This is a genomic window from Hymenobacter agri, from assembly GCF_054778495.1.
This window is the reverse complement of sequence record NZ_BAAGZM010000245.1, coordinates 1-5997: the sequence shown is the minus strand read 5'-3', so window position 1 is coordinate 5997 and position 5997 is coordinate 1. Positions and strand designations below refer to the sequence as shown.

The following is a 5997-nucleotide window of genomic DNA, read 5'->3' as shown; positions in this document are numbered from 1 at the left end:
GCCTGCAGGGCGGGCAGCGGGCCGGGCCGCACACGCCGCCCTAAGTGCCGGCCCACAGGCGGCCCTGCGCATCCTGGAAGATGGCGTACACCATGGTCTGCGGCAGGCCGTTAGCTAAGGTGTAGTCGCGCAGGGCCAACGTCTGGGCGGCCGCGGCCAAGCGGCGCAAGCAACCCTACAAGCCCCGGCAGTGTCTTGAGGAAAGGTCGGACCATGGCAAAGCGGCGGGCCGGCAACGAGGCTCCTGCCAGCTGTTTCAAAAGACTTATGCCGTAGGTAAATGACTGCGCAGTATAGGAGCCCCGCAGTATGTGAAGCTTCCCGAATGGCACCTTTTTTCTAGCCGCCGACGTTGGGCGTGTCGTATCTTTGAACTTGCTTGCGCGAAAGCCAGCGCTTCCCACCCTATTCTATTCTTCTCTCCGTGGCCGAAATATCCTGTTCCTTTTGCAATAAAAGCAAGCGCGAAGTCGCCGTTATGATTTCGGGCATCAACGCCCACATCTGCGAGCAGTGCGTGGGCCAGGCCCAGCACATCCTCAACGAAGAGGCCAAAGCGCAGGAGGCCAGCAAGCAGCCCAAGTTCAACCTCATCAAGCCCCGCGCCATCAAGGAGCACCTCGACCAGTATGTGGTGGGCCAGGACGAAGCCAAGCGCGTGATGGCCGTGGCCGTGTACAATCACTACAAGCGCCTGATGCAGAAGCCGCAGGACGACGAGGTGCAGATTGAGAAGTCCAACATCATTATGGTGGGCGAAACCGGAACCGGCAAAACCTTCCTGGCGCGCATGCTGGCCAAAATCCTGCAGGTGCCCTTCTGCATCGCCGATGCCACCGTGCTGACGGAGGCCGGCTACGTGGGCGAAGACGTGGAAAGCATCCTCACCCGCCTGCTGCAAGCGGCCGACTACAATCTCGAAGCCGCCGAGCGCGGCATCGTGTACATCGACGAAATCGACAAGATTGCCCGCAAGAGCGACAACCCCAGCATCACGCGCGACGTGAGCGGCGAGGGCGTGCAGCAGGCTTTGCTGAAGCTGCTCGAAGGCACCAACATCAACGTGCCGCCCCAGGGCGGGCGCAAGCACCCCGAGCAAAAAATGATTTCGGTGAATACCGAAAACATCCTCTTCATCTGCGGCGGGGCGTTTTCGGGCATCGACCGCATCATCAAGAGCCGCCTGAATACCAAGCCCATGGGCTTCGCCAAAACCAACCTGGAGGAGCAGGTCGACACCACCAATTTCCTGCGCTATGTGTCGGCCCAGGACATCAAGAGCTTCGGCCTCATTCCCGAGCTCATCGGCCGCCTGCCCGTGCTCACCCACCTCAACCCACTGGACAAGAGCACCCTGCGCATGATTCTGACCGAGCCCAAAAACTCGCTTGTGCGCCAGTACAAGCGCCTGTTCGGCATGGAAAACATTGAGCTGACCTTCACTGAGGATGCGCTCGAGTACATCGTGGAGAAAGCCGATGAGTACCGCCTTGGTGCGCGCGGCCTGCGCTCCATCTGCGAGAGCATCATGACCGACGCCATGTTCGAAATGCCTTCGGACCAAGACACCGACGCCCTGCAAATCAACCTGAGCTACTGCCGCAGCAAGTTCGAGAAGTCGCCGTTGCGCCACATGCGGGCGGCGTAAATTCTGGTATTTTCCGGTATTGGGGAAGTTCGGTTTCGGCCGGGCTTCCCCTTTTCTATGGTTCTTTCGCTACTTTGTGCGGCATGGGCTTCTTCTCGTTTCTAGCTCGCCGACGTTTTTACACGGGAGATGCTTTTTTTGGCCCACTGCTACGCGAAGAGTTCGATGCGCGCACCGGGCACGCTTGGTTCGTGGCCGAATCGGTACTTTTTACGCCTACCGGCCGACGCATTGTCTGCGCCCTCGACGCCCCGGCAACTGGCCCCACGGAAACCCAGCGGGAATTCTTTCGATGCCTGGAGCGCAGGTATGACAGCTTAGTCAGCCAACTTATTCTGGTATTTGAGCAAACCTTGCAATACCATGTTCCGCAGTTTCGCATCCGCGATTTTGCCACTGAGTTTCAGCTTGAGGAAATATCCCTCCCCCATATTCCCGCCGCACACTCCGGGCCCGTGCACTGGGAATGGTCGTTCAGCACCGTTCACGACCGCACTCATACGTTCACGGTGTACATGCACGGTGACATTCCTGACCCAACGGTGGTAATGGACGGATAAAAAAAGGCCCGCCAAACTGGCGGGCCTTTTTCTTACCAAGCCGGAAAATTTCCGGCCGGGCGTAGTTATTGCACCACTACGCGCTGCACGCTCGGAGCGCGGCCGGCGGCCTGCACGGTGAGCAGGTAGGTGCCGGCGGCCAAGCCGCTCATGGGCAGCTCGGTGGCAGTGCCGCTGAAAGTGCGGGTGGCTACAACTTGGCCGAGCACAGTGCGCAGCGTTACCTGAGCCGAGGCGGCGGTGGCGGCCAGCTTCAGGTTCAGCGTGCCCTGGCCCGCTACGGGGTTGGGATATACGCTGAACTCGCTCTGCTGGGCCTGGGCCGTGGCGGTAGTCGTGGTCACGGTGAAGGCCGAACCATTGCTCGGAATACCCGTGGCCGTGGTAACTACCACGTTGCCGGTGGAAGCACCGGTGGGCACCGTGAAGGTGATGGTGGTACCGTTCACAACCGTGAAATTGGTAACCGCCATACCGTTAACGGTAGCGGCCGTGGCGCCGGTGAAGTTGCTGCCCGTTACGGTAACGGTAGTACCAACCGGGCCGCTCGTGGGGCTCAGGCTGCTGATAGCCGGGGCGGCGGGCGCCGTGGCGCAGGTAAGCCCGAGGTTGAAGTTGCCCAGTTCAGTCGCGTCGTAGCCGTTCACGAAGATGTAGTAGGTAACGCCGTACTGCGTGTTGAACGTGAGCGACGAATAGGTTACCTGGCCGGTAATGGCATCGTCGTTGCTGCCCACGCAGGTGTAGCTGCCGCAGCTGCCCGTGTACACAAACAGTTTGGTGTCGAAGTTGGTCAGCGCGCCCTGGGTCGAGGCCGTGATGCTGGCGCCGGTGCCCACTACCGTATAGAACACGCCACCCGGTCCTACGGACAGACCGCTGCAGCTGCCGGTGGGGTCGCCGGTAGCCGTAGCGCCCAGGTTCGAGCCGGTCACGCTCTGACCGCAGGTCAGGGCCGTGGCGTTGGCGCACCGGTCATTGGCCGGCGGAATCAGGAAGGGCGTGCTCGACGAGCCGCTGCCCACGGGCGAGGTAATGGTGATGGGGCCCGAGGTAGCACCGGCCGGTACGTTCACCACAATCTGGTTGGCCGATACGACAATGAAGCCCGGGGCCACCGTGCCGTTGAAGGTCACCTGCGTAGCGTTGATGAAGTAGCTGCCGTTGATAACCACCTGCGTGCCGGCCGCACCGCTGGTGGGCGAGAACGACGTGATAACCGGCGTTTGCACGGTAAATCGGCCAGTCGATACAGCAATACCATTAGGCGTCACCACGGTAACCAGACCGGTGCTGGCTCCGTTGGGCACCGTTACGGTAATCTGGGCAGCCGATACGACGGTGAACGTCGTGGCCGCCACGCCATTGAAGAATACCTGCGTAGCGCCGGTAAAGTTGCTGCCGTTAATCGTCACGACCGTGCCGGGCACGCCGGAAGTAGGCGTGAACGAGGTGATGGCCGGACCCGCCGGAATGGTGAAGCTGGTGGCCGAGGTGCCGGTGCCCAGCGGTGTGGTCACGGCAATGGGGCCGGTTACGGCCCCAATGGGCACCGTCACGGTAATCTGCGTGGGTGAGTTGATGGAGTACACCGGCGCACTGATGCCGCCGAAGGTTACCCGCGTAGCCGCCGTGAAGTCGGTGCCGGTGATAACGACTGTGCTGCCCACCGCGCCCGAAGTGGGCGTGAAGCTGGTGATGGTGGGCGGGGTGCCTACCAGGAACGGCGTAGCCGCCACGGCCGTACCGTTGGGGGTCGTTACGCTGATGAGGCCGCTGGTAGCCCCGGCGGGAACGGCCAGCGTAATCTGCGTGGCCGATACAACCGTGAACGTAGCCGCCGTGCCGTTGAGGCTCACAGCCGTAGCGCCCGTGAAGTTGGTACCCGTGAGGGTAACCGTGGTGCCTACCGGCCCGCTGGCGGGCGTGAAGCTGGTGATGGTAGCGCCGGGGCCGGGTGCCACAGCAAAGTTGGCATCCGAAATATCGAAGAAGTAGTTATCCGCGGCTTCCACCATTACGCGGGCCTGCGAGGTCGTCACGTTGGGCACGGTTACCGAAGTGCTGCCGTTGTTGGGCACATTCGCAGCCAGCACCACGGGGTACGTCAGGCCGCCATCAAGGCTCAGGCGCAGGTTAACGGTGGCGCAGCTCACGGGAGCCACGTCGGTGCCAGCCACGTTCCAGGTCACGGTTTGGGTGGTGCCGCCGGTCCAGCTCACGGCCGCATTGGGGGCCGTCAGCACGAAGGGGCCGGCGGTGCTGGTCACGTTCAGGTCAACGAAGGAGCTGTAGTCGACACCGCCGATTACGCCCACCGGGCTGCTGTGCTGGTCGCGGGCCGTGCAACGGAACTTGAGGGTACGCGTCACGGTTGGCAGACGCTCGCCGAGTACGGTGGTATTGTTCACCAGGTCGGTGAGGCGGGGGAAATAGCGGGTACCGCTCAGCAAGGGCACAAACGAGCGGAACAGGGGGACGGTCTGGCCGGCCACCTGTGCGTCGTTCGGCGCCTGCGTCGGGCCGAGGTCCATTTCTTCCCACATGTAGGTCAGCGGGTCGTTTTCCGCGTCGGTGGCCGTGGCCGTCAGCTTAAAGGGCGTGCTGATGGGCAGGGTTTTGCCACTGGCCGGAGCCGTTACCACGGGGGCCGTGTTGGTAGTGGTTGCGGTGGTGCCGCAGGTGTTGGCGCTAATGAAAGCCCGCATCTCCTGGTAGTTGCCCGTGTGGAAGATGGCATCGGAGTGCGGCTGCAAATCGTTGGCCGTGCCGCAGATGCCCGCGTAGGCCATAATGGTCGAGCCCGAGCCCGGCTCCCAGGCCGTAGTGGCGCGGCGGTTACCGCCGGCGCAGGCGCCCGCGTTGCCGTTGAAGGGGTGGCTACCCGAGAACTGGTGCCCCATCTCGTGGGCTACGTAGTCGATATCGAAGGCATCGCCCACCGGGTTGGGCAGGCCCGTTACGCCCTGCGCCTTACGGGCGCTGTTGCACACGCTGGCGTAGCTGGCCACGCCACCGCCACCCGTGCTCACCACGTGGCCAATGTCGTAATTGGCCGCGCCAATGATGCGGTCGATGTTCGACTGGTTCTGGCCCAGCAGCGAGTTGTTGGTGTTGCTGTCGTCGAATACCGGCGAAGGCTGGGTGCCAATGCCGCTCAGAAAGGTCAGTTGGTCGTTGTTGGCTATCAGCACCAAGCGCACGGCCAGCTCTTTTTCATACACGCCCACCACCCGGTTCACAGTCGTCACCTTGGCAGCCATCACGCCGATGGCCGTGTTTCCCTTGGTCAGTGCGTATTCGGGGGTGTTGGCCAGGGCCAGGCGGTAGGTGCGCAGCTGCGAGCCAGTGGCCAGGGCCTTGCCCGAAGCCGTGGCGGCCGCTACCCGGCGCTGGCTTTCCTTCATTTCATCGGCCGTCGGCACAAACAAACAGGCTGGCGTAGCCCCGGCGGCGGCGCGGTTCATATCCTGCCGGAAGAAGCCGAGGTAATGCCGCGTGTCCGTCCGGGTGGCGGGGTCGATGTAGTACGAGTTGCTGCCCGCCGCCAGCACCTGGGCGTGGAAGCCGCGGGGCGTTAGGTCGAGGCGCAACAAGGCAGACGGGTCGTCGAGCCCCACGCCGGCATACGTTTTAATGGTCGGAAACTTCCGCGCCAGCTCCGGCTCCATCACCGAAGTTTCGCGCACGGCAAAGCGGGCTATGCTGCCATCAGGCCGGGGCAGGGCCAGTTCCAGCGCGGCGCCGCCACTGCCTTCGAAGGGTGCCGTGGCCAGGGCCGCCCGCAAA

At 62.8% G+C, this 5997-nt stretch carries 4 protein-coding genes; 2 read left to right on the top strand and 2 right to left on the bottom strand.

Annotation, left to right across the window (positions count from 1 at the left end; all coding sequences use genetic code 11):
* Positions 1–40 precede the first annotated feature (40 nt).
* Entirely contained in the window at positions 41–169 is a 129-nt protein-coding gene (locus tag ACYVDE_RS12810; RefSeq protein WP_460501937.1) for a two-component regulator propeller domain-containing protein, read from the bottom strand.
* 255 nt (positions 170–424) lie between these two features.
* On the opposite strand from ACYVDE_RS12810, the gene clpX reads away from it, so the two are divergent.
* Together clpX and ACYVDE_RS12800 are read left to right on the top strand one after the other, a co-directional pair.
* Entirely contained in the window at positions 425–1648 is a 1224-nt protein-coding gene (clpX, locus tag ACYVDE_RS12805; protein WP_460501936.1) for an ATP-dependent Clp protease ATP-binding subunit ClpX, read from the top strand.
* Positions 1649–1731: 83 nt separating this feature from the next.
* Positions 1732–2208: a hypothetical protein gene (locus ACYVDE_RS12800; protein ID WP_460501935.1), complete on the top strand. Its 477-nt coding sequence runs from the start codon at positions 1732–1734 to the stop codon at positions 2206–2208.
* 65 nt (positions 2209–2273) lie between these two features.
* Here ACYVDE_RS12800 and ACYVDE_RS12795 read toward each other — a convergent pair.
* Positions 2274–5997 (bottom strand): IPT/TIG domain-containing protein (locus ACYVDE_RS12795; protein ID WP_460501934.1); only part of this gene is annotated, 3724 nt, incomplete at its 5' end.